This window comes from Kibdelosporangium persicum (assembly GCF_013280595.1).
Lineage (GTDB): Bacteria > Actinomycetota > Actinomycetes > Mycobacteriales > Pseudonocardiaceae > Kibdelosporangium > Kibdelosporangium persicum.
Genome location: NZ_JAAATY010000007.1, coordinates 23,376 through 47,434 on the forward strand (window position 1 = coordinate 23,376; position 24,059 = coordinate 47,434).

At 68.6% G+C, this 24,059-nt stretch carries 21 protein-coding genes; 8 read left to right on the top strand and 13 right to left on the bottom strand.

The features are described 5' to 3' along the window. Positions 1-11 precede the first annotated feature (11 nt). Both rpsA and GC106_RS14625 read left to right on the top strand, forming a co-directional pair. On the top strand, positions 12-1,505 hold the full coding sequence (rpsA, locus tag GC106_RS14620; RefSeq protein WP_173129935.1) for a 30S ribosomal protein S1: 1,494 nt from the start codon (positions 12-14) through the stop codon (positions 1,503-1,505). A 297-nt stretch (positions 1,506-1,802) separates the two neighbouring features. Then, positions 1,803-2,417 carry a hypothetical protein gene (locus tag GC106_RS14625; protein ID WP_173129937.1) on the top strand — a complete coding sequence of 205 codons (615 nt, stop codon included), beginning with the start codon at positions 1,803-1,805 and terminating at the stop codon, positions 2,415-2,417. Here the strand turns inward: GC106_RS14625 and GC106_RS14630 are convergent. Continuing rightward, a complete protein-coding gene (locus tag GC106_RS14630) occupies positions 2,404-4,089 on the bottom strand; it encodes a sensor histidine kinase (RefSeq protein WP_173129939.1) in 1,686 nt (561 codons plus the stop codon). The genes GC106_RS14625 and GC106_RS14630 overlap by 14 nt on opposite strands. 88 nt (positions 4,090-4,177) lie before the next feature. Here GC106_RS14630 and coaE point away from each other — a divergent pair, with 88 nt between their 5' ends. Next, a complete protein-coding gene (gene coaE / locus GC106_RS14635; protein WP_173129941.1) occupies positions 4,178-5,344 on the top strand; it encodes a dephospho-CoA kinase in 1,167 nt (388 codons plus the stop codon). A 45-nt stretch (positions 5,345-5,389) separates the two neighbouring features. Here coaE and GC106_RS14640 read toward each other — a convergent pair whose 3' ends face one another. The 6 genes from GC106_RS14640 to GC106_RS14665 all read right to left on the bottom strand — a co-directional run bounded on the left by GC106_RS14640 (position 5,390) and on the right by GC106_RS14665 (position 11,504). After that, positions 5,390-6,826: a glycoside hydrolase family 3 protein gene (locus GC106_RS14640; protein WP_173129943.1), complete on the bottom strand. Its 1,437-nt coding sequence runs from the start codon at positions 6,824-6,826 to the stop codon at positions 5,390-5,392. A 4-nt stretch (positions 6,827-6,830) separates the two neighbouring features. Continuing rightward, entirely contained in the window at positions 6,831-7,661 is an 831-nt protein-coding gene (locus tag GC106_RS14645; RefSeq protein ID WP_173129944.1) for a carbohydrate ABC transporter permease, read from the bottom strand. Beyond that, the gene (locus GC106_RS14650) at positions 7,658-8,647 is read right to left on the bottom strand and encodes a carbohydrate ABC transporter permease (RefSeq protein ID WP_173129946.1); all 990 of its coding nucleotides are present in this window, start codon (positions 8,645-8,647) and stop codon (positions 7,658-7,660) included. The genes GC106_RS14645 and GC106_RS14650 overlap by 4 nt, the downstream gene beginning before the upstream one ends. Further along, positions 8,644-9,948: a sugar ABC transporter substrate-binding protein gene (locus GC106_RS14655; RefSeq protein ID WP_173129949.1), complete on the bottom strand. Its 1,305-nt coding sequence runs from the start codon at positions 9,946-9,948 to the stop codon at positions 8,644-8,646. The genes GC106_RS14650 and GC106_RS14655 overlap by 4 nt, the downstream gene beginning before the upstream one ends. Positions 9,949-10,187: 239 nt before the next feature. Then, positions 10,188-10,706: a ribonuclease FAU-1 family protein gene (locus tag GC106_RS14660; protein ID WP_173129952.1), complete on the bottom strand. Its 519-nt coding sequence runs from the start codon at positions 10,704-10,706 to the stop codon at positions 10,188-10,190. 195 nt (positions 10,707-10,901) lie between these two features. Next, positions 10,902-11,504, bottom strand: coding sequence for a ribonuclease FAU-1 family protein (locus GC106_RS14665; protein ID WP_312872653.1), 603 nt, complete (start codon positions 11,502-11,504; stop codon positions 10,902-10,904). Between the two features lie 116 nt (positions 11,505-11,620). Here GC106_RS14665 and GC106_RS14670 point away from each other — a divergent pair, with 116 nt between their 5' ends. Next, positions 11,621-12,610, top strand: a complete 990-nt coding sequence (locus tag GC106_RS14670) for a DUF5685 family protein (RefSeq protein ID WP_173129955.1) — start codon at positions 11,621-11,623, stop codon at positions 12,608-12,610. Here GC106_RS14670 and GC106_RS14675 read toward each other — a convergent pair. Next, complete coding sequence (locus GC106_RS14675) at positions 12,607-13,164, bottom strand: hypothetical protein (protein ID WP_312872654.1); 558 nt, start codon at positions 13,162-13,164, stop codon at positions 12,607-12,609. The genes GC106_RS14670 and GC106_RS14675 overlap by 4 nt on opposite strands. Positions 13,165-13,242: 78 nt before the next feature. Here GC106_RS14675 and uvrB point away from each other — a divergent pair, with 78 nt between their 5' ends. After that, positions 13,243-15,417, top strand: coding sequence for an excinuclease ABC subunit UvrB (gene uvrB / locus GC106_RS14680; protein ID WP_173129958.1), 2,175 nt, complete (start codon positions 13,243-13,245; stop codon positions 15,415-15,417). Positions 15,418-15,428: 11 nt separating this feature from the next. On the opposite strand, the gene GC106_RS14685 is transcribed toward uvrB, so the two are convergent. Continuing rightward, positions 15,429-15,767: an MmcQ/YjbR family DNA-binding protein gene (locus GC106_RS14685; protein ID WP_173129961.1), complete on the bottom strand. Its 339-nt coding sequence runs from the start codon at positions 15,765-15,767 to the stop codon at positions 15,429-15,431. A 54-nt stretch (positions 15,768-15,821) separates the two neighbouring features. Next, positions 15,822-17,267 (bottom strand): argininosuccinate synthase, encoded by a 1,446-nt coding sequence (gene argG / locus GC106_RS14690; protein WP_173129964.1) that lies wholly within the window; start codon positions 17,265-17,267, stop codon positions 15,822-15,824. 74 nt (positions 17,268-17,341) lie between these two features. Here argG and GC106_RS14695 point away from each other — a divergent pair, with 74 nt between their 5' ends. Further along, positions 17,342-17,806 (top strand): NUDIX hydrolase, encoded by a 465-nt coding sequence (locus tag GC106_RS14695; RefSeq protein WP_173129967.1) that lies wholly within the window; start codon positions 17,342-17,344, stop codon positions 17,804-17,806. A 15-nt stretch (positions 17,807-17,821) separates the two neighbouring features. Here the strand turns inward: GC106_RS14695 and GC106_RS14700 are convergent, their stop codons facing one another. Both GC106_RS14700 and GC106_RS14705 read right to left on the bottom strand, forming a co-directional pair. After that, the gene (locus GC106_RS14700; RefSeq protein WP_173129970.1) at positions 17,822-18,313 is read right to left on the bottom strand and encodes a hypothetical protein; all 492 of its coding nucleotides are present in this window, start codon (positions 18,311-18,313) and stop codon (positions 17,822-17,824) included. 26 nt (positions 18,314-18,339) lie between these two features. After that, positions 18,340-19,095: an SDR family oxidoreductase gene (locus GC106_RS14705; protein ID WP_246365731.1), complete on the bottom strand. Its 756-nt coding sequence runs from the start codon at positions 19,093-19,095 to the stop codon at positions 18,340-18,342. 65 nt (positions 19,096-19,160) lie between these two features. Here GC106_RS14705 and GC106_RS14710 point away from each other — a divergent pair, with 65 nt between their 5' ends. Together GC106_RS14710 and GC106_RS14715 are read left to right on the top strand one after the other, a co-directional pair. Beyond that, a complete protein-coding gene (locus GC106_RS14710; RefSeq protein WP_173129977.1) occupies positions 19,161-20,003 on the top strand; it encodes a sigma-70 family RNA polymerase sigma factor in 843 nt (280 codons plus the stop codon). 84 nt (positions 20,004-20,087) lie between these two features. Continuing rightward, positions 20,088-22,655 (top strand): NPCBM/NEW2 domain-containing protein, encoded by a 2,568-nt coding sequence (locus tag GC106_RS14715; RefSeq protein WP_173129980.1) that lies wholly within the window; start codon positions 20,088-20,090, stop codon positions 22,653-22,655. Positions 22,656-22,687: 32 nt separating this feature from the next. Here the strand turns inward: GC106_RS14715 and GC106_RS14720 are convergent, their stop codons facing one another. Next, complete coding sequence (locus tag GC106_RS14720) at positions 22,688-24,058, bottom strand: AMP-binding protein (protein ID WP_173129983.1); 1,371 nt, start codon at positions 24,056-24,058, stop codon at positions 22,688-22,690. Between the last annotated feature and the right edge of the window lies 1 nt (position 24,059).

The following is a 24,059-nucleotide window of genomic DNA, read 5'->3' on the forward strand; positions in this document are numbered from 1 at the left end:
CAACCCACCTAATGTCCACCGACACCACCATTGTCCCGGCTTCCAACGCGCCCAAGCAGCAGGTCGCTATCAACGACGTCGGGACGGCGGAGGACTTCCTCGCCGCGATCGACGCGACGATCAAGTACTTCAACGACGGCGATATCGTCGAAGGCGTCATCGTCAAGGTCGATCGTGACGAGGTTCTTCTCGACATCGGCTACAAGACCGAGGGTGTCATCCCCTCGCGTGAGCTCTCGATCAAGCACGACGTCGACCCCAACGAGGTCGTCAAGGTCGGCGACGAGGTCGAGGCGCTTGTTCTCCAGAAGGAGGACAAGGAAGGTCGCCTGATCCTGTCCAAGAAGCGCGCCCAGTACGAGCGGGCGTGGGGCACGATCGAGGGTCTCAAGGAGGCCGACGAGCCGGTGCGCGGCACCGTCATCGAGGTGGTCAAGGGTGGTCTGATCCTGGACATCGGGCTGCGGGGCTTCCTGCCTGCCTCCCTCGTCGAGATGCGCCGCGTCCGTGACCTGCAGCCGTACGTCGGCCGCGAGCTCGAGGCCAAGATCATCGAGCTGGACAAGAACCGCAACAACGTGGTCCTGTCCCGCCGTGCCTGGCTGGAGCAGACCCAGTCCGAGGTCCGCAGCGAGTTCCTCAACCAGCTGCAGAAGGGCCAGGTCCGCAAGGGCGTCGTGTCCTCGATCGTCAACTTCGGTGCGTTCGTGGACCTCGGCGGCGTCGACGGCCTGGTGCACGTCTCGGAGCTGTCCTGGAAGCACATCGACCACCCGTCCGAGGTCGTCGAGGTCGGCCAGGAGGTCACGGTCGAGGTCCTGGACGTCGACATGGACCGCGAGCGCGTGTCCCTGTCGCTGAAGGCGACCCAGGAAGACCCGTGGCGCCAGTTCGCCCGCACCCACGCGATCGGCCAGATCGTGCCGGGCAAGGTCACCAAGCTCGTTCCGTTCGGCGCGTTCGTCCGCGTGGACGAGGGCATCGAGGGCCTGGTGCACATCTCCGAGCTGGCCGAGCGCCACGTGGAGATCCCGGAGCAGGTCGTGCAGGTCGGCAACGACGTGATGGTCAAGGTCATCGACATCGACCTGGAGCGCCGTCGCATCTCGCTGTCGCTCAAGCAGGCGAACGAGGGCTTCACGCCGGACTCGGAGTTCGACCCGACGCAGTACGGCATGGCCGCCGAGTACGACGCCGAGGGCAACTACATCTACCCCGAGGGCTTCGACCCGGCCACCGAGGAGTGGCAGGAGGGCTTCGACAAGCAGCGTGAGGAGTGGGAGCGCCAGTACGCCGAGGCGCACGCCCGCTACGAGCAGCACATGTCGCAGATCCGCAAGGCCGCCGAGGCCGACGCCGCCGCCGCTGCCGGCGAGGGCGCCGAGGCCGCGGGCGACCAGAGCTACTCCTCCGCCGGGTCCGAGACCCAGGCCAAGAGTGGTGGCACGCTGGCCAGCGACGAGCAGCTCGCCGCGCTGCGCGAGAAGCTGTCCGGCGGCGTCTGATCCCTGATCAGGCTCGCTAGCCAGTACGCAACGAGGCCCCCGCACCGGAACCGGTGCGGGGGCCTCGCGCTGTCGCGGGCCGAGGCCGACCGAGCGAGGGCCGGGCACCCGCCGGGGCCGCGTCCACCCGCGCGACCCGCGAAGTTTTCCCCGCAACCATCCGGACGCGGATGATCAAGAAACCGCTGATCAGGCTGCTCAACGGCTAAACCCGTGCGTAACTCGCGTTGTTCGTTCGTTACTTTTTCGGGGATTGCTGTCCCCTTCACCTGACTGGGGGACTACGGTCTACACCTTGTGAGTGCTAAGGCATGGACACGCAGCGCGTCCGCCGTGGCGCTGATCGCCGCTTTGGCGGGCTGCGCGACCGAGAAACGCACACCCCTCGTAGTCCCCATCCCGACTTTCACCCCGTCGTCGAGCCCCGTCACGTCCGCGCCCGCGCGGATCGTCGGCGTCCTGCCGACAGGGTGCGATGCGATCGCCTCGGTGGACGAGATCAGCGACATGGTCGGCAAACCGATGCCGGGACAGGCGAAGCTGGTGAACGGCTCCGCCGACGCGAGCATCGGCCGCACCGCCCGGATGGACTGCTACTACGGCTTGGGCACCAGCGAGCAGGTCGACGACGCGCCCGTGCACGTCGGGCTGGCGAGCTACGGCGACGCCAAGGCGGCGAGCACGCGGGTCGAGAAGACCGTCGCCGACGAGAAGGGGGCGGGCGCCAAGGCCAGCGACGTCACCGTCGGTGCCGACAAGGGCACGCTGCTGGTCGGCAGGAAGCTCGCCACGCTGGTCGCCACCTACCAGGCCACGACGGTCGTCGTGATCGCCTCCCTGGACGTCGTCCCGGCCAGCCAGGCTCCGACCGTCCTGGCCAAGATCGCGGACCGCGCGCTCAGCCCGCGCTGACCCGTAACGTCATCCGCACCGTCGTCGGCCCGCCAACCGGGCTGGACACGGTCATCGCGCCGTCGAAGGCGCTCAGCCGTCGCGCGACGCCACGAAGACCCGTGCCGCGCGACATGTCGGCGCCACCGCGTCCGTCATCCCACACGGTCAGCTCAAGCGTGTCCGCACCCAGGCAGACGTCCACCCGGGCCGCGTCGGCGTCGGCGTGCCTCGTGACGTTGGACAGCACCTCGCTGATCGCGAAGTACGCGGCCGACTCCACCGGCGGGTCGAGCTTGCGGGACAGATCCACGTGCACCTTGACGGGTAACGGCGTGTCCAGCGCCAGCGCCCGGACCGCGTCGCCGAGGCCGCGGTCGGCGAGCACCGGCGGGTGGATTCCCCGGACCAGGTCACGCAGTTCGGCCAGCGCCTTGGCGGAGTTGTCCCGGACCTTGGCCAGCAGTTGCCTCGCCTTCGCCGGGTCGTGGTCGATCAGCCGCTCCAGCGCGCCCAGGCCGAGCCCCATGGCCACGAGCCGGGCCTGGGCTCCGTCGTGCAGGTCGCGTTCGATCCGGCGCAGTTCGGCTTCGGCCGCGTCGGTCGCCTCGGCCCGGGTGTGGGTCAGTTCCCGCACCCGCTGCACCAGGGCCTCTTCCTGGCTCGGCGCGAGCATCAGCCGCACCCACAGGCCGTTCAGCCGCGCCAACGGCGGCGAGAGCCAGAGGCCGGCCACGACCATCGCCAGGCCCACCGGGATGGCCAGCGCGTCGGAGCCGGCGAACTGGCCGTACCACCCGGCGGCCCAGTCCGGCTCGTCCGGCCCCGTGAACCAGCGCCACGTCTGCGGCAGTGCCAGGCCCCAGCCGCCGTACACCACCAGCTCCATGGGCACCGCGGTGATGAGCAAACCGACGAACGGGTCGAGGGCGAAGAACAGCCGGTCCCGCTTGGTGGTGCGGTTGGCGTACGGCTTCGCCACCGGCACCCCGGACCAGTCGCCGGCCAGCTTCCGGCGCTGGTTCGCCACCCGCCACGCCCGGGGTGCCACCAGCGCGACCAAGCTGAGCAGGGACAGGGCGGCGAGCGCCGAGCAGCGTCCCCAGATCGGAAACCACGTGCTGGGCCGGCTGCGGAACCCGCGCCGGGCCGGCCCGAGCAGGGCCCGGCTGCCTGTGGTGTGCAGGCGCAGCAGCACAGGCGCGCTGAGGAAGCCGAGCGCGATCAGCGGCACGCCCCACGGCATGGTGAGCGTCCCGTAGACGATCAGTGCGGCGGGCGTGAGGGCCAGGACGTTGCCGAGGGTCGCGTTGAGCAGCAGCCAGCCGATGTCGCGCCATGTCGCGCGATCGTCGAGCATCCAGTCGATCCTGGCGTAGAGCATGGGCATCCGCGGCGTCTTGTACAGCTGGCCTTCGCTCACGTAGAAGCCCTCGACGTCCGGCAGGGGCGGTGCGGGCGGCGGGGCGTACGGCTGCGCGATGCGCACCCTGTCCCACCTCGCGGCCAGGGTCCGCCGGACGCCGGTCACCTTGCGGGCCTGGCCGACCGCCCACGGCACGAGGATGATCAAGCCGAACGAACTGGTGAGGATCAGGACGGCCGCGTGCGCCATCAGGGCGACCAGGCCGAGCACCGACAGCCCGGCCAGGACCAGTCCCCGGAAAGGCGCGATGGCGATCTCCCGCAGCACGTCATCAGTCTGCCCGTGGCGTCCGGCACGCGGCATTGCCCGCAGGCCCAGTGCACGGGTGGGGCTAGGCCTACCTACGATCAAGCTCATGCTGCGAGTGGGGCTCACCGGCGGGATCGGATCGGGCAAGTCGACGGTGGCCGGGCGACTGGCCGAACACGGCGCGGTGCTGATCGACGCCGACCGGCTGGCCCGTGCGGTCGTCGAACCGGGCACGCCGGGCCTCGCGGCCGTGGTGGACGCCTTCGGCCCGGAGATCCTCGCGCCGGACGGCTCGTTGGACCGCCCGAAGCTGGCCGCGGTCGTGTTCACCTCCGCGGAACAGCGTGAACGGCTGAACGGAATCGTGCATCCGTTGGTGGGCGGCCGAACCGCCGAGATGCTCGCGAACGCGGCCGACGACGCCGTGGTGATCCACGACGTGCCGCTGCTGGTCGAGAAGAACTACGCGCCGATGTACAACCTCGTGGTCGTCGTGCACGCGGACGTCGAGGAGCGCGTCCGCCGGCTGGTGGAGACCCGTGGCATGCCCGAGGCCGACGCCCGCGCGCGGATCGCCGCTCAGGCGACGGAGGAGCAACGCCGCGCGGTCGCCGACGTCTGGCTGGACAACTCCGGTACGCCCGACCAGGTCCTCGCCCAGGCCGACGCGTTGTGGGCCGACCGCCTCGTGCCGTTCGAGGCGAACGTCCGTCTGCGCCGCTGGGACAAGTACGGCAACGCCCGGTTGTACGACTACAACCCGGAATGGCCGTTGCAGGCGGCCCGGCTGGCGGCCCGGATCAAGCTGGTGACCGGCGGTCTGCGTGTCGACCACATCGGGTCGACGTCAGTGCCCGGCCTGCCCGCCAAGGACATCATCGACCTGCAGGTGACAGTGTCCTCTTTGGAGCAGGCGGACTCGTTCGCCGAGCCGTTGACCGAAGCGGGATTCCCGGTACGGCCGGAGAACACCGGCGACCGCGGCGAGGAGACCAAGCGGTACCACAACTCCGCGGACCCCGGCAGGCTGGCGAACATCCACCTGCGGGTGGCGGGAACCCAGGACTGGCGGCACGCTCTGCTGTTCCGCGACTGGCTGCGTGCCTCCCCGGAGGAACGCGCGAACTACCTCGAACTCAAGCGCGGGATCGCGACGCGCTTCGCGTCCGGCGAGAACCTGGGCGAAGCGGCGACCGCGAAGGACGCGTGGTTCGACGAAGCCCTGCCCCGCGCGGAGTCCTGGGCCAGCAAAACCGCCTGGTCACCCTCGTGAGTGTTTATCAGGGTTAGAACACGGCCAAACACTCACGAGGGGGTTTCAGGTGGTCAGGCGTTCGGCTGCGGCGATCATGCTCACCTTCGAGCCGCTGAAGGTGTCGATCCGTGGCCGGGAACCGGGATCGGCACCGGGCACGCCGGTCTCCACGTGGATGAAGTCCAGGTCGCCCAACGACTCCAGCAGTTCACGGACGTGCCCGTGCCGGTAGGCCTCCCTGGTCACGATCACGACCTGGTCGAACTCCTTCGCCGCGGCCAGGATCTCGTCGCGGCCGGCGTTGCGCAGCGACTTGCTGCCCGGCACCTTCTCGACGAGGTACTGCCCGACGCCCCACGGCATCGGGCCCGCGGCGATGGTCGGGGCCGACTCGACGTCGACCACCAGCGCCGGGCCGGTCAGCCGGACGTCGCCCTGGACCCGGATCGCCTGCCGGGCCGCACGCAGTCCCAGCGAGAGGTCCACCGGCCTGACCGGAGTGGGGACGGGTGGCGTCCGCAGTTCCGAAGCCCGCCGGGCGGCCTCGGCCAGCCGCTCCTCCGGCAGCGCGCCCGACCTGACCGCCTCGGCCACCGCGGCCGTGATGGCGTCCACAAGGGACTCTTCGAAGGCCTGGCCGCCGATGCACAACGCGTCCGCACCGGCGATCAACGCGCCGACGGACGCGGCCGGGATGCCCGCGTTGTTGCCGAAGCTGCCGACCACGCCGGCCATGTCCAGCGCGTCGGTGACGATCGCGCCGGTGAAGCCCAGCTCGCCACGCAGGATGTCCACCAGCGCCCTGGAGTTCAGGGTCGCGGGCCGCTCACCCCACGGCGGGACGACCAGGTGGCCGGACATGATCGCGCGGGTGCCCGCCTTGATCGCCGCGGCGAACGGCACCAGCTCGATGGCCCGCAGCTCCTCCTCGGTCCGGGACAGCACCGGAAGACTCTTGTGCGAGTCCTCGCCCGCCGCGCCGTGCCCCGGGAAGTGCTTGACGCACGTGGCCACACCGAACTTCTGCATCCCGGTCACATAGGCCGCCACGTGTTCGGCGGCCTCGGTGGGCGACGAGCCGAAGGCACGCACACCGATGATCGGGTCCTCCGCCGCGAGCGTCAGATCCGCGCACGGCGCCAGGTTCAGCGTGAGCCCGCACGCGGCGAGCCGTTCGCCCAGCGCGGCCGCGACGGCGGTGGTCAGCGACGGGTCCCCGGCCGCGCCCAGCGCGAGCGGGCCGGGAACGAAGGAGCCCGTGTTGACGTCGAGCCGGGTGACGTCACCGCCTTCCTCGTCGATCCCGATGATCACGTCCTCGCGTTCCGACCGCAGCTGGGTGGTCAGCTCGAGGACCTGCGCGTCGTCGACGACGTTGCGGCCGAACAACACCACACCACCGAGTCCCTCGCCGATCCTGCGGCGTACCCAGTCGGGTGCGGACGTACCGCCGAACGCCGGCAGCAGAACGGATTCGGCGAGCTTCTCCAGTGTGGACATACAGTTATCCCTTCACCGCACCCGCGGTCAGTCCGGACACCAGCTTGCGTTGCACGATCAGGAAGAAGATCAGCGCGGGCACCGCGTAGATCACCGACGCGGCCATGATGCCGCCCCAGTCCACCGCGAACGCGGTGCGGAACGTCGCCAGCCACACCGGGATGGTCTGCATGTCCTGGTCGCGCATGAGCACCAGTGCGAAGAGGAACTCGTTCCACGCGGTGATGAAGCTGAACACCGACGTGGCCACCAGGGCCGGTCCCAGCAACGGCAACGTGACCCGGCGGAACGCCCCCCACCGGCCGCAGCCGTCGATCATCGCGGCTTCCTCGAGCTCGATCGGGATGCCGTTGACGAAGCCGTACAGCATCCAGCACGTGAACGGCAGCGTCAGCGCCATGTACACCAACAGCAGCGACGGCAACTGGTTGAGCAGCCCCGCGTCGCGCATCAGCAGGTACAGCGGGATCAGCAGCGCCTCGATCGGCGCCAGCTGCGCGACCAGCACCAGGAACAGGAAACCCTTGCGGCCGCGGAACTTCATCCGGGCCAACGGCACCGCGGCCAGCACACCGGCGATCAACGCGGTGACCACCGCGCCGAGTGTGACGATCAGGCTGTTGGTCAGGAAGGTGGTGAACCCGGGCTTGCTCAGCGCGGACGTGAAGTTCTCGAAGGTGATCGACAGCGGGATCAGGTCGTAGCGCGGCGAAAGCACCTCACCGGGCGTCTTGAACGCCGTGGTGATCAGCCAGTACGTCGGGAATCCGAACAGGATGGCCCCGACGACCCCGACCGTGTTGAGCGCGATCCGTTGGGGCAGAGACTTCCTCACTTCAGCTCCACCTCCTTGGAACGCAGCAGCAGCTGGATGTACCGGGCCAGCAGGATGACCAGGACGAGCAGCATGATCATGGCGATCGCCCCGGCGGTGCCGAAGTGGCTGCCCGCGATGCCCTTGAGGTACATGTAGACCGGCAGCGTGGTGCTCTCGCCGTCCGGACCGCCCTGGCGGACCGCCCAGACCTGGGTGAAGACCCGGAAGTCCCAGATCACCGACAGGAACGTGACGATCGTCAGGATCGGCTGGATGGCGGGCCAGCTGACCGCGCGGAACGTCTGGAACGGCCCGGCGCCGTCGATGCCCGCCGCCTCGTACTGCTCACGCGGCACGCCGATCAGCCCGGCGTACAGGCTGAACGCCACGAACGGCACGGCCTGCCAGGTGATCAGCAGCCCGATCACGGTCAGCGTGCTGGGGCCGTCGCCGAACCACGAGTGGCCGATGAAGCCCTCGAAACCCAGCAGGTCCAGCGTCTTGTTCAGGATGCCGTACTGCTGGTCGAAGATCCACTGGAAGATCGTGGTCGTCGCGACGGCGGGCGTCGCCCACGCCACCACCAGCGCGACCTGCAGCAGCATCCGGACGATCGGGTTGAGCTGCTTCATCAGCAGCGCCACACCCAACGCGATCAGCAGCGTCGCCGCCACGACCGCGGCCATGAAGACCAGTGTCCGCACGGTGATCTGCCAGAACTCCGGGTCGCCGAGCACCTCGGTGTAGTTGTCGATGCCGACCCAGACCAGCTGGCCGGTGACCAGTTCCCGCAGGTCCAGCTGGCGGAAGCTGATCAGCACGAGCTGGAACGTCGGCCAGATCAGCAGCGCGCCGATCGCGATGACGCCCGGCGCCAGCAACAGGTAGGGCAGCACGGCGTCGCTGAAGCCCTTGCGGCGCCGTGCCCGCGGGGTTGGGACACGCGGCGATGCCGGCGGGGTGGTTCCCGCCGGCATCGCCGCCACGTCCTTCGTCGACGTCATGAACCCGCGAGCAGCTTGTCCAACGCCGCGTTGGCGTCGGTGGTCGCCTGGTCAAGGGACTTCGCGCCGGTGATGTACGCGGTCATCATGTCCTTCAGCGGGTTCTGGCCCGCCTCGACCTCGCCCCACTTCGGGCTGGACGGCACCGCGCGGCCGTTCTGCGCGGCCTTGGCCATCACGCTGGCGAACGGGTCCGAGCTCAGCGCGCTGATGTCGGTCGACGTACCGGGCACGAAGCCGCCCTTGGCGATCTCGGTCTGGTACTTCTGCGTCGAGAACATCTTCAGGTACGCCTTGGCGGCGGCGGTGTTCTTGCTGTTGACCGGGATGGCCAGGTTCGAGCCGCCGAGGAACACCGGGGCGCTCTTGCCCGCGGTCTTGCCGGGGATGGCGAAGGCGCCGGTCTTGTCCTTGATCGTCGGGTCGGTCTTGGCCGCGGTGGCCACCTCGTTCGGGGTGCCGATGAACATCGCGACCTTGCCGCCGCCGTAGATGCCGGCCTGCTGCGGGTTGGACTCGTCGTTGTCCTTCGGCGCCTTGGTGCCGGAGGCGTCCACCAGCTTCTTGTAGAACTCCAGGCCCGCCTTGGCCTCGGGGCTGTTCAGCGTGGCCTTGAAGTTCCTGCCCTCGGCCTTGGCGATGTCGCCGCCCTCGTCGAAGATGAACGACAGCAACGCGTACCAGTTCTGGCCGGGCACGTACATCGCCTGGAAGTCGGGGTCGCTGCCGAACTTCGCCTTCAGCTTGTCGATCGCGGCGAGCAGTTCGTCGCGCGTGGCCGGCGGGGTGGTGATGCCTGCCTGCTCGAACATGTCCTTGCGGTAGAGCACCTCACGGTTGGCGGCGTAGAACGGCATGCCGTAGACCTTGCCGTCGAACGTCGCGGAGTCCTTGAGGCCCTTGAGCCACTGCGAGCCGTTCATGTCGTTGACCGAGTCGGTCAGGTCAGCCAGCACACCCTGCGCGGCGAACTGCGGCGTCTGGGTGTTGCCGAGTTCGATCACGTCCGGCGGCGTCTGCGAGGCCAGCGCGGTGGTCAGCTTCTGCTGGATACCGTTCCACTGCTGGATCTCGTACTTGATCTTGACGCCGGGATTGGCGTCCTGGAACTCCTTGTGCAGGGCGCTGGTCAGGGTGTCCGGTGCGGAACCTGTCATCAGCCAGACTGTCAGCTCACCGCTGAGCTGCTGTGGCGTGTTCGCGTTGTTCGGGGCTTCGCCCGACCCCCCGGAGCCTGCGCAGCCCGCTGTCGCGAGGGAGATGGCGACAACTCCAGCCGCCAGCTTCATCCAGCGCTTCACTCGTGCCGTCCTTTCGAGCCCGGCCACCCCGGGCGCACAAATGGTGTAGACCAATGCAGAGCAGCGTGGTCCGGACCACACAAACTGTCAAGCCGGTTGCCAAGAAGTTGTAAAAGAACAGGCAGCACGCCGTGACCTCGCCGGTTCGGTGCGTAATCGGCCCTAGACGTGCCGAACCCCCTGCCAGAAACTGACCACTCGCAGGGGGTTCGTGGTGAGAATTGTCTGCCCGGCACCGGCTAGTACGGCGGCCAGACCTCGAAAACGTGCTGACCGGTCAGCCAGGCGCTCAGGTCGTGCCGGTAGTAGCTCAACTCCTCAAGCGTCCTGTGCACGGTCCGCAGCGCCAGATCGGCGTCACCGCTGCGCAGGATCCGTCCGGCCACGGCGGCGGCGAACTCCTCCGAACGCACGATCCGTGCGGCCCCGCCAGGCGCTGACGACAGCCCGAGCAGGAGATCCGTGGTGCGCCACGAAGTGCCCTCACGGACGATCCGGGCCGCAGTGAGCACGCTCGGGCCGGTGCGCGCGTGGCGCGAGCGGGGACGTTGGTGGGTCAGCCGGAGATTGCTCGCCGGCAGCAGCCACGTCACCTCGGAGTCGGCGAAGGGATCTTCCGGCGTGGGGCACTCCACGCGAAGGCCCCACCGTTCCTCCTGGCACGTCCGGAGGCGCCGGGTCGTGCCGGACGAGTACCTGCGAACCGCGGAAACTGTGTCGATGATGTCGACCAGCTGCGGGGTGATGGCCGTTCCCACGCGGCCGAAGAGTAGTCGGAACGGCGCGGTGCGTGATCAACTGGTTTTCATTCGTTACATCACGGCTTGCGGTCGGCCGGATATCGATCTGTGAGCGGTCGACGATTACCCTGAACGGCGGTTCCCCTTCGTGAGTGTTTATGCGTGTTCTAACCCTGATAAACACTCACGAGGGGTGGCCTGGGCTGGCTGGGGTCACGGTTTGCCCAGGTCCTGCCAGGTCAGGTCGATGCCGAGGGAACGAAGCCAGGCGCACGTGTCGTAGCCGTGGCGGGTGATCCCGTCGACGGTCCGGTACGTCCGCTCCAGTGCCCGCTGAGCGGTCCGGGCGTCGATCAGCCGGGCGTCGAGGGCCGCGAGCAGCTCGTCGGTGTCGACGACTTCGAGGCGCTTGCCGGTGTAGACGTGGATGTCCAGGTAGAGGTCGACCATTCGCCAGACCGGGCCCGGCGCGTCGGTGTGCGCGCCGAAGTCCGGGTCCACCTCGACGAGGTCGATGTAGATGTCCTCGCGCTCCGGTGCGCCGGGGTGGGAGTGCCAGTCCGTGATCCGCAGGCCGAGTTCCGGCAACAGCCACGACTGGATGTACGCGAGCCGCCGGTGGCCGTCCACCTTGCGCGCCATGAACAGGCCCGAATCAGTCAGCCGGTATTCGTCCACGGTGCGCCGGAAGCCTTTGGGATCGATGTTCTCCATGGCTTTGACGTCGAACAGCTCCACCTTCGGCGGGTGGACGTGGGGCGTGACGTCGGGGCTGATCCTCGGGCGGGCGACAGGCAGGGCGTAGTCGGAGCTCACCAGGTCATGGTGCCCACGGCGGACGATCGCTGCACCCTCCGCGGAGGGGGGATTGTGCGTCCGATCGGGTGATAACGGGCTACGATGCCGATCTTCCGCACTGGGGGAGGGCGTTCATGTTCGGCATCATCCGGCCTTGTCGTCACCGGCTGTCCGCGCGCCTGCACGAGTCGTGGCTCGCCCACCTCTGCGGGCTCTGCCTGGCACTGCGTGACGACCATGGTCAACTGGCCAGAACGGTCACCAACTACGACGGCTTGGTGATCTCGGCGCTGGTCGAGGCGCAGTCGGCGGGCGAGGCACGGCGGACCGCCGGACCGTGCCCGCTGCGCGCGATGCGGTCCGCTTCCGTCGCGCAAGGCGACGGGGCGAGGCTGGCCGCTTCGGTCTCGTTGGTGCTGGCCTCGGCGAAAATGACCGACCACGTCGCCGACGGCGATGGGGTGGCCGGACGTCCCGGCATGTCCGTCGTGGCGCGGAAAGTCGCCGCCCGATGGGCTTCGCAGGGTGCGTCCTCCGGTTCAGCGGTCGGTTTCGACACCGATGTGCTGACCGACGCTGTCTCGAGGCAGTCGGCCGTCGAGACGACAGCGGGTCATCTGCTGGACGCGACCGAGCCGACGGAGTCCGCGGCTGCCGCAGCCTTCGCGCACACGGCCGTGGTGAGCGGCCGGCCCGCGAACGCGGCGCCGCTGTCGGAGGTCGGGCGCTTGTTCGGGCGGATCGCCCACACCGTCGACGCCGTGGAGGATCTCGCGGCGGACGAGGCCGCTGGGGCGTGGAACCCGTTGACCGCCACCGGCACTTCCGTTGCTGAGGCACGTGAGCACTGTGAGGAGGCCTTGCTCGGGATGCGGCTGGCGCTCGACGAGGTGGACTTCGTCGATGATGGGCTTGTCCGGGTTCTTCTGGTCGACGAGGTGGACCGCGCCGTCCATCGGGCGTTCGCGCACAGGGGGAAGCGGCCCCGCGGCAAGAAGGAAAAGAAGAAGGACGTGGACAAGTGGTCCGCGTCGCACGGCGAGGACATCGGGTGGGGGTCGGCCGACGCCAGGGCGGGCCGGGGCTGTTGCGCGCACTGTGACTGCTGCGACTGCTCCTGCTAGCAGTAGCCGAGCGGTTCCAAGAACGGCTTGACCCATACGTCGAATCGAGCGCCGTACTCGCGCTGTGCCGCCGTGACGACAGCGGCTGGGTCCGTGGTCGGCTCCAGGCCGAATCGCGTGCGAACCCAGTCGACGAAGGCTTCGTGACCGCCGCTGGGTTCGTGGTCGCCGTATGCCTCGTACGACACCTCGTCGTGGCCGATCAGGGGATCCACATCGCAGGTGAGCAACCGGAACAACTCGGGCAGATCCCGCGCGACGACGTGCTCGCCGCCCTCGTCCCCCAGGGCGATGATGGGCAGCGCGGCCAGGTCGTCGCGGTCGTCGACGCGCCAGAGCGCGTAGTTCGAGCCGGAACCGTTGGCCATGGCGAAGATGATCAACCGGCTCAGGAACTCCGGGTCGGTGAGGCCGAGCGCCTCGAACGACATCCGGTCGCCGTACTCCACCAGTTCGAAGCCACGGGACAGGAAGTGGCTGCCGGTCCGCTCCTGCAGCGCGGCCAGCTCGTTGAGCTCAGGGACGGGGCTGTACACGGCGAGCCATCGTCCCACCTGTCACACCAGTCGCACGTGTCGGCCCCGGCCTGCGCCGATGCGGAATTGTCGGTGGGTGGTCGTACAGTCTTTCGCGTGGCATTCGCGACCGAACACCCAGTGATCGCCCACTCCGATTTCCGGCCGGTGGGTGACATCCCGCGCAAGGCCGGCCGCCGCTTCGAGGTGGTCAGCGACTACCAGCCTGCCGGTGACCAGCCCGCGGCCATCGAGGAGCTGGAACGCAGGCTCAAGGCGGGCGAGAAGGACGTGGTGCTGCTCGGTGCGACCGGTACGGGCAAGTCGGCCACAACCGCATGGCTGATCGAGCGGCTCCAGCGGCCGACCCTGGTGCTGGCGCCGAACAAGACCCTGGCCGCCCAGCTGGCCAACGAGCTGCGTGAGTTCTTCCCGCACAACGCCGTCGAGTACTTCGTCAGCTACTACGACTACTACCAGCCCGAGGCGTACATCCCGCAGACGGACACGTACATCGAGAAGGACTCGTCGATCAACGACGACGTCGAGCGGCTGCGGCACTCGGCGACCTCGAACCTGCTGTCGCGGCGGGACGTGGTCGTGGTCGCCTCCGTGTCCTGCATCTACGGCCTGGGCACGCCGCAGTCGTACCTCGACCGGTCGATCGAGGTCCGCGTCGGGCAGGAGCTCGAGCGCGAGACGCTGCTGCGCGCGCTCGTCGATGTCCAGTACACGCGCAACGACCTGGCGTTCGCGCGCGGCACGTTCCGGGTCCGCGGCGACACCATCGAGATCATCCCGGCCTACGAGGAACTGGCCGTGCGGATCGAGATGTTCGGCGACGAGATCGACAAGCTGTACTACCTGCACCCGCTCACCGGCGACATCGTCCGCGAGGTCGACGACCTGCGGATCTTCCCGGCCACGCACTACGTCGCCGGCCCGGAGCGGATGGAGAAGGCCATCGCCGGGATCGAGAAGGAGCTGGAGGAACGGCTGGCCGAGTTCGAACGGCAGGGCAAGCTGCTGGAAGCGCAGCGGCTGCGGATGCGCACCACGTACGACATCGAGATGATGCGCCAGGTCGGGTTCTGCTCGGGCATCGAGAACTACTCGCGGCACATCGACGGCCGGGAGCCCGGGTCGGCGCCCGCGACGCTGATCGACTACTTCCCCGAGGACTTCCTGCTCGTCATCGACGAGTCACACGGAACGGTCCCGCAGGTCGGCGGCATGTACGAGGGCGACGCGTCCCGTAAGCGCAACCTGGTCGAACACGGCTTCCGGCTGCCCAGCGCGCTGGACAACCGGCCGCTGACCTGGGAGGAGTTCCAGGACCGGATCGGCCAGACGGTGTACCTGTCGGCGACGCCGGGGCCGTACGAGATGGGGCAGACCGGCGGCGAGTTCGTCGAGCAGGTGATCCGCCCGACGGGCCTGGTCGACCCCGAGGTGATCATCAAGCCGACCAAGGGCCAGATCGACGACCTGGTCGGCGAGATCCGCGACCGCGCGGAGAAGGACGAGCGTGTCCTGGTCACCACGTTGACCAAGAAGATGGCCGAGGACCTGACGGACTACCTGCTGGAGCTCGGCATCCGGGTGCGCTACCTGCACTCCGAAGTGGACACTCTGCGCCGGGTGGAGCTGTTGCGGCAGCTGCGAACCGGTGAGTACGACGTGCTGGTCGGCATCAACCTGCTGCGGGAGGGCCTGGACCTGCCCGAGGTCTCGCTGGTGGCCATTCTGGACGCCGACAAGGAAGGCTTCCTGCGGTCGGGAACGAGCCTGATCCAGACCATCGGCCGGGCGGCTCGTAACGTCTCCGGCCAGGTCCACATGTACGCGGACAAGGTGACCGCCGCGATGCAGCACGCGATCGACGAGACGAACCGCCGTCGCGCCAAGCAGATCGCGTACAACAAGGAACGCGGCATCGACCCGCAGCCCCTGCGCAAGAAGATCGCCGACATCCTCGACCGGGTCTACCAGGAAGCCGACGACAACGAAGTGGCCGTCGGCGGCTCGGGCCGCAACGCCTCCCGCGGCAAGAAGCCCACGGGTGAGAAGGGCGTTCCCGCGACCGGCGGCAAGAGCGCCGGCGTGGTCCGTCCGGATCGCGACATCAGCAAGATGCCGCGGGCCGAGCTGGCCGACCTGGTGGCACAGCTGACCGACCAGATGATGAACGCGGCCCGCGAGCTGCAGTTCGAGCTGGCGGCGAGGCTGCGCGACGAGATCCACGACCTGAAGAAGGAGCTCCGGGGAATGGACGCAGCGGGCATCAAGTAACCGGAGCGAAGTCAGCGCTGGACGGTGTCGGACACCTTCTTGGGCACGCACATGCGCCACGCGTCGATGACGAGTTCGCGCATTTCCGGCTCGTCGAGCGCGGACAAGTGCACCTGGACCCAGTTGAACCGCTCGTCCGACTTCGACGGCGGGAAGAACTTCGCCGGCCCGGACGCGATCAGCGCGTCCCGTTCCTCCTTGGGATACGCGAATCCCATGGAGGTCTCGTCACGGGACAGCGCGACGTACACGATCTGCCCGACGCGGAACTTGACGCGGTCGCGCACGACTGCCTCGTACGACCGAGGCAACGACAGCGCGACCGCGCGAATCTGCTCAACGGTGACCATTCCGGCAAGCTACCCAACGGGTCCGGCACTCGTCGGGTAGCCGCGGGTCACAGGTCAGTCGTTGCCTTCCTCCAGTGCCGCGTGGTCCAGCAGCTCCGCCTCCTCGGCCGGGACCTCGCCGCGGGAGGCGATCGCCTCGGCGCCGCCCTCGGGCATCTCGCCGATCAGCTCCGTCTGCGGGGAGGTGGCGATCAGCATCGTGTGCTGGCTGCCGACCATGCCCAGGCCCGCGTACTGCTCCAGCCGGGCGCGGGAGTCGGCGATGTCGAGGTTGCGCATGGTCAGCTGGCCGATCCGGTCGACCGGGCCGAAGGCCGCGTCTTCCGTGCGTTCCATCGACAGCTTGTCCGGGTGGTAGCTGAAGGACGGCCCGGACGTGTCCAGAATGGTGTAGTCCTCGCCGCGCCGCAGCCGCAACGTCACCTCGCCGGTCACGGCCATTCCGACCCAGCGCTGCAGGGCCTCGCGCACCATCAGCGCCTGCGGGTCCAGCCAGCGGCCCTCGTACATCAGACGGCCGAGCCTGCGGCCTTCGTTGTGGTACGTGGCGAGCGTGTCCTCGTTGTGGATCGCGTTGACCAGGCGCTCGTAGGCGGCGTGCAGCAACGCCATGCCCGGTGCCTCGTAGATGCCGCGGCTCTTGGCCTCGATGATCCGGTTCTCGATCTGGTCGGACATGCCCAGGCCGTGCCTGCCGCCGATCGCGTTGGCCTCCAGCACCAGGTCGACCGGGGTGGCGAACTCCTTGCCGTTGATCGACACCGGCCTGCCCTGCTCGAAGCCGATGGTCACGTCCTCGGCCGCGATCTCGACCTCGGGGTCCCAGAACCGCACGCCCATGATCGGCTCGACGATCTCGATTCCGGTGTCCAGGTGTTCGAGCGACTTGGCCTCGTGTGTCGCGCCCCAGATGTTCGCGTCGGTGGAGTACGCCTTCTCGGTGCTGTCCCGGTAGGGCAGGTCACGGGCGAGCAGCCACTCGGACATCTCCTTGCGGCCGCCGAGCTCGGTGACGAAGTCCGCGTCCAGCCACGGCTTGTAGATCCGCAGGGACGGGTTGGCCAGCAGGCCGTACCGGTAGAACCGCTCGATGTCGTTGCCCTTGAAGGTCGAGCCGTCACCCCAGATCTGCACGTCGTCCTCGAGCATCGCGCGCACCAGCAGGGTGCCGGTGACCGCGCGGCCCAGCGGCGTGGTGTTGAAGTACGTGCGGCCGCCGGTGCGGATGTGGAACGCGCCGCACGCCAGCGCCGCGAGCCCCTCCTCGACCAGCTGGGCCCGGCAGTCGACCAGCCGGGAGATCTCCGCGCCGTAGGACTTCGCACGGCCGGGCACCGATTCGATGTCGAGCTCGTCGTACTGGCCGATGTCGGCGGTGTAGGTGCAGGGCACCGCACCCTTTTCGCGCATCCACGCGACAGCTACCGACGTGTCGAGGCCACCGGAGAAGGCGATCCCGACACGTTCACCGACAGGCAGAGAAGTGAGCACCTTGGACACAAGCACAATTATGCATACCGATGTATGGTCATGCAAAAGCGGGTTCGGGTGACCTGCGCTACTACCGTGACCGCATGACCGGCAACCCAGCCCGGAGGGCGGCCAAGGGCGTGATCCGTGACCAAGCGGGCAACACACTGCTCGGCTTCCGTCCCGCCGCGCCTGAGGTCACGGCGTCACTGGTCGTCGTCAGCCACGGCGAAGCCGTGCTGATGATGTTCGACAGCTGGCGCAAGCACTGGGAACTGCCCGGTGGCGGTCTCGATCCCGGCGAGACCGCCCACGAGGCCGCCGTGCGGGAGCTGCGTGAGGAAACCGGCATCGACGTGGCCGAGCTCGAGTTCGTCACGATGGCGGAGTTCGACCTCGTCGACCCGGAACGCCACGAGTTCCTCGCGATCTACCGGACACGGCTCGACACCGAACCGCGGCTGGTGGTCAACGAGGAGGCACTCGCCTTCCGCTGGTGGACGCCCTCGGAGCCGGTCGGCCAAGACATGAGCCCGATCGACGCGTACATCGCCCGGCACGTGCGATGACACGAGCCGGGAACCTCACGGCCGGTCCCCGGCACGCCGGACGACGTTCATCTCCTGCCGGCAGCGCCACACCTGGCCGTCCGACGAGATGACGTTGCGCCAGTGGAACGACTCCGCGGTGATCGACGAGAAGATCCACCGCACGAGACGCCCGTCGGCCTGCTGGCCGGACAGCACGATCTCCGCGCCTTCCTGCCGGGCGACGAACTGCTGCACGTACCCGGACGCCGGTCCGATCCACGTCGAGCGCCACGCGGAGATCCGGGGGTCGTAGAACCGCACTGTCATCCCGTACTCACGGCCGGGCACGATCCACACGTCCTGGATCGCCCGGCCCTGCAACGCCCAGCCGAAGTGCCATTCGCCGGTCATGGTCCGGGTCGTGCCGTCCTCGAAATGGTCGGTGACCTCGACGTCCCACGAGCCGGCGAACTGGCCGAACAGCATCAGCTCCGCCGCGTGCTCCGGATGCGGCCCCTCGGCCGCCACGATCTCCGCGATGTTCATGGCCCGAATCCTGCGGACCGCGGCGGTCAGTGTCTTGAAGATCCTTGCACCCGCTCGGCGAGGAAGTCCTCCCAGGTGCGAGTGCCCCTGGGGCCGTCGAGCGTCAGGTTGTCCCCGGCCCGGTAGGCCTTGCCCGCCTTGCCGGGAATCCTGACCGGCAGCTTCGGCCGGCGCTTCCCCGCTGCCCCGAGGTAGCCGGTGATCAGCTCGCGCATCTCGTACTCGCGGGGACCGGCGAGTTCCGGCACGAGTCCCGCGGGCTGCCCGAGCGTCAGTTCGACGAGACGGGCGGCGACATCTCGGGCGTCCACGGGCTGCAGGCGCATGCCGGGCGCGGGGACGACCGGCAGTTTGGCCATGGCGGTGACCATCTTGAGCACGAGGTCGTGGAACTGGGCGGCGCGCAGGATCGTCCACGGCACACCCGAGTCCCTGATCGCCTGCTCGGCGTCCAGTTGCGACCGCAGCCACGCCAGCGGTACCCGGTCCGCGCCGATCACCGAGATGAACACGACGTGCTGGACGTCCTTGGCCGCCGCCATGAGGTTGCGGGTCGCGATGTCGTCACCCTTGGTGCTGCCCGCGAGGTGCAGGATCGTCGACACCCCGTCCAGCGCTTCGGTGATGCCGGTTCCGGCAAGCAGGTCACCGGTCACGTACTCGACGCCGTCCTGGGCAGGCTGGGCGTTGCGGCTGAGAATCCGCACCTTCTGGCCCGCTTCGAGCAACAGCGGGGTGACGTGCCGTCCCAGGGTGCCGGTGCCGCCGGTGAGCAGGATCATCGTTACTCCTCGTTCGATCTGTGCGTTCATAGGGGTGACCCGCGGCGAGAAGGGAATGTGACAGCGTGGACGCCGGACTTTTCGAGCAGCACCGATCACGGCTGCGTGCGGTGGCCTACCGGATGCTGGGTTCGGCGGCCGAGGCCGAGGACGCGGTGCAGGACGCCTGGTTGCGCGCGGACCGCGCCGACACCAGCGACGTGGCGAACCTCGGCGCCTGGTTGACCACGGTCGTCGCCCGGGTGTGCCTGAACATGCTGCGATCACGGGAGCAACGCCGTGAGGATTCGTTCGACATCGAGGTGGTCGCGCAGGAGACGCCTGAACAAGAGGCGGAGCTCGCCGACTCGGTGGGGCTTGCGATGCTCGTCGTGCTGGACAGGCTGACGCCCGCCGAACGGCTCGCGTTCGTGCTGCACGACATGTTCGCCGTGCCGTTCGACGACATCGCGCCCATGATCGAGAAGTCCACGGCGGCGACCCGCCAGCTCGCCAGCCGGGCCCGCCGCCGGGTGCGGGGTGCGGAACACAAGCCTGACCTCGTCAGGCAACGCGAGGTGGCCGAGGCGTATCTGGCGGCCACCCGCGGCGGGGATTTCGAAGCCCTGGTCACGTTGCTCGACCCGGACGTGGTGCTCCGGGCGGACGCGGCGGCCCTGCCGATGGGCAGGCCGGTCGTGATCAGCGGGGCGAGCCCGGTGGCCAGGAGCGCGATGGCGTCCGCGGGCCGGGCGATGGTCACCGAGGTGGCGCTGGTGAACGGCTCCGCCGGGCTGGTGATGGCGGTGGGCGGCAGGCTCGCCGTGGCGCTCGTGTTCACGTTCGCCGGCGGCCTGATCACCGAGATCGACGTGATCGGCGACCGCGACCGGCTGGCCGGCCTGGACATCGCGGTGGCGGGCGTTTAATACGTAAAACCTGTCCTGTTGTCAGGGTTGTCCCGGTTGTCGTGGTGCGGTTGGCTCGCGGGAAAGGACGACAACGGAGTTGCGATGCGGAAAACCCTTGCGCTCGTCGGAGTGCTGACTCTGCTGCCCCTGCCGGCCCAGGCTGAGACCCCGGCCCAGGCCCTGACCGCGAATGTCGTGCACGATCCCGCGAAGGGCACGTTCTCGCTGTCCGTTCAGCGGGACGGCCGGACAGTGGTGTTGCCGAGCCCGCTCGGGATCAGGACCGCGACGGCGGATCTGACCAGTGGACTGAGACAAGTCGCCCGCTCGACCAGGACGGTCTCGGAAAAGTACCGGATGACCACGGGAAAACGCCTCGACCGAACCGTCCGGCACACCGAGACGCGGTATTCCCTTTCCGGCGCTGGAAACGCGCGCTTCGACCTGGTGGTGCGCGTTGCGGAGGACGGCGTGGCGTACCGGTACGAACTGCCGGAGCCGACGGACGTGCTCAGCGAAGCGTCGGCGTTCGCGATTCCCGCGGAGGCGAATGCCTGGCTGATGCCGTACAACCCGCAGCACGAGAACCGCAGGTTCCGGACGACCGCCGGTGCCGCGGCGGTGGGGGAATACGGCAACCCGTCGCTCTTCCAGGTGGGCGAGGACTTCGTCCTGCTCACCGAGTCCAATGTGGATGGCCGGTATGCCGGCAGCTCGCTGCGGCACACCGGCGGCGGGACTTACCAGGTCCAGCTGAAGGACCAGCGGGTGACCGGGGCGCGGATCGGCCCGTGGCGCACGGTGATCGTCGGCGACCTGGCGGGCGTGACCGAGTCGACGCTGGTGGACGATCTCGCCGAGCCGTCCCGGATCGCGGACACCTCGTGGATCAGGCCGGGCAAGGTCGCGTGGTCCTGGCTGTCGGAGCACAGCAGCCCGCGTGACTTCGAGCGGCAGAAGGTCTATGTGGACTTCGCCGCCCGCAACGGCTGGCCCTACGTGCTGGTCGACGAGGGCTGGAGCGACAAGTGGGTGCCCGAGCTGACCCGGTACGCCCGGGCCAAGGGCGTGGACATCCTGCTGTGGTTCCACTGGAACCAGCTGGACACCGCCGCCGAACGGCAGACCATGTTGCCTCTGCTGCAACGGTGGGGCGTCAAGGGCGTCAAGGTGGACTTCATGGAGTCCGACAGCCAGTCGCGCTACCAGTTCTACGACGCGATCCTGGCCGACACCGCGCAGCGCAAGCTGATGATCAACTTCCACGGCTCGACCATCCCGCACGGCCTGGCCAGGACGTGGCCGCACCTGCTGACCATGGAGGCGGTGCACGGCGCCGAGCAGTTGCCGCTGCCGGACGGCAACCCGATCCAGCCGTTCACGCGCAACGTGGTCGGGTCGATGGACTTCACGCCGGTCTCGCTGGAAGTCGGCCCGAAGGTCACGTCGATCGGTCACGAGATCGCGCTGCCCGTGGTCTTCGAGTCGGGCTGGACCCACTTCGCCGACAAACCCGAGGCGTACGACCGTTATCCGGAAGCGCTGAGGTTCCTCAACCAGGTGCCGACCGTCTGGCACCAGACTGAAGTGGCCGGCGGATATCCGGGGGAGACGGCGGTTTTCGCCAGGCGCAACGGCGATCGGTGGTTCGTCGGCGGAATCGCGGTCGGTGACGCGCGGACGTTGACCGCACCGCTGAGCTTCCTCGGTGCGGGACCTTGGCTCGTGGAGACGATCCGCGACAACGGCGGCCGCGATGACGTGGTCCGGTCGACGGCCCGGATGTCCTCCTCCGACACGCTTTCCGTGCGGGTACCGGCCAACGGCGGCTTCACCGCCGTCATCTGCCCGGCGACACAGGGCACAACCACGTGCTACAAGCCGATTCCGCAGGTGCCGCAGACGTCCCTCACCGTCACGCCGACCACATCGGTGACCGCGGAGCCCGGGTCGAGCTTCGAGGTGACCGGGTCGTTCACGGTCAGCTCGACCCGTCCGGTGATGGACGTTGAGCTCAAGCCGTCGGTGCCGGACGGCTGGACCGTGACCGGCAACCCGGTGACCACAAGGGTTCTGCGGCAGGGTGAAGTCCTCAGTGGCCGGTGGACCGTTCACGTGCCCGCCGGCGCGCGGCCGGGTGGCTTCGAGGTGCCGGTCGCCGCGGAGTACCTGGTGCCCGACTTCCCGCGGGTGCACGTCGCCAAGGCAGTCCGCGGCCTGGTTCCCCTGACCGGCCAGGCGTACGTCAGCGACCTGTCGTTCGACAGCGCCACCAACGGCTGGGGACCGGTCGAGCGGGACATGTCCAACGGCGAATCGGGCGGAGGTGACGGGCGCCCGTTGAGCATCGCCGGAACCCAGTACACCAAGGGGCTCGGGGTGCACGCGGAGTCCGAAGTGGTGATCTCGCTCGGCGGCACGTGCCGGACGTTCACCGCCAAGGCAGGCATGGACGACGAGACGACGTCACCCGGTTCCTCGGCGTTCCAGGTCATCGGAGACGGCCGCGTGCTGCACCAGACCGGTGTCCTGCGAACCGGCGACGCGCCCGTGGCCCTGACCGTGGCCCTGACCGGAGTGCGGGTGCTCGCCCTGAAGGTGACCGACGGCGGCGACGGCAAGAACTTCGACCACGCCGACTGGGCCGAAGCCCACTTGACCTGCTCGTGAGTGTTTATCCGTGTTCTAACCCTGATAAACACTCACGAGAGGGCTGAGGTGTAGCGCTGGGGTTTGGTGTCCTGGGCGAGGTCGTCGAGGGTGATCCTGGCCGGGACGTCGCCCATCAGGGACGTCAGTGCACGAGCGATCACGTCCGGGTCAGGGGCGCCCGTCTCGTGCACTGACAACGTCAACGCACGGTCCTCGCCCTGGTGCAGTCGCCAGGCGACCAGGCCGAGCGGTGACAGCACGTGGGTGATCTCGATGGAGTTGACCCAGGAGCCGTCGGTCCGCTGGTACCGGACCGGTGCGCGGCCGTCCAGGCCGACCAGGACAGGGCCATGCCGCCACTCCAGCGCGGCATGGTCACCGGTTCGGTACCGCAGCAACGGAAGCAGCGGGTTCTCGCCGCAGGTCACGGTGATCTCGCCGGTCACGCCGGGCTCGCAGCGTCTGCCGTCCTCGTCGAGGATCTCCACGTAGAGCCTGCGCGGCAGGATTCGGTGCACGTCGTGGTCACGCCACGAGATCAGCCCGGCCTCGGTGATGCCGTACAGGTCGATCACCGGACACGCGAAGCGTTCCTCCAGGTGCCGTCCCACGGTGTCGCTGAGCGACATCGCGCCGCTGATCACCGCCTTCGGCTTGTGCGTGAGCGGTAGTTCGGCCAGCGCGGCGAGCGAGATCGGGTTGCCGGTGTACACCTCCGGCCGGCAACTGTCCAGGAAGGACACACGGTCCGCCGGGTTCCGCCAGCCGGACGGGTCCATGTTGATCTTCACGATCCCGGCGCCGCCGAGATAACCGGAGACCGAGGCGAACTGGTACGCGACCGGCTGCGCGTAGACGTTCACCAGCGACACCCGCGACGACCCGCCGGCCATCGCGACGCCGTGCCTGGCCAGCACGTACTCGATCACCGGCAGGTCGAGGGCGGTGAACTCCGGGCTCATCGGCACGGTCGCGGCCGGTCCGCGCGAGCCGGACGTCTGGTACACGATCAGATCGTCGAGGTCCGCGTCGTCCGGAACGCACTCGAACGCCCGGGAAAGCAGGTCGAGCCGGTCGGTCACCGGAACGTCGGCCAGCTTGGCGGGCCGCGACTTCCCGCGGTAGCGCGGCACGGTCCGGTAGACCCGCGTGATCAGCTCGTCGACCCACGGCGGTTCCTCAGTAGACGTCCAGCCGTGGTATCCGTCCCGCAGAGTGTCCTGATAGGACTTGAGACGGTCCACCGACGCCTGTGTCAACCGGTCGCCGCACGCGTGGTTGTACAACGGAGCCGCCGGGTGTTCACGCAGCCGCGTGAGCATGGCCCGACCGCCTTCGGTCAGCAACGGCCAGCGTTCCGCGTCGGTCAACGCGGTCGCGGCCATCGGCACGTAGTCCGGGACGGGATAGTCGTCACGCATG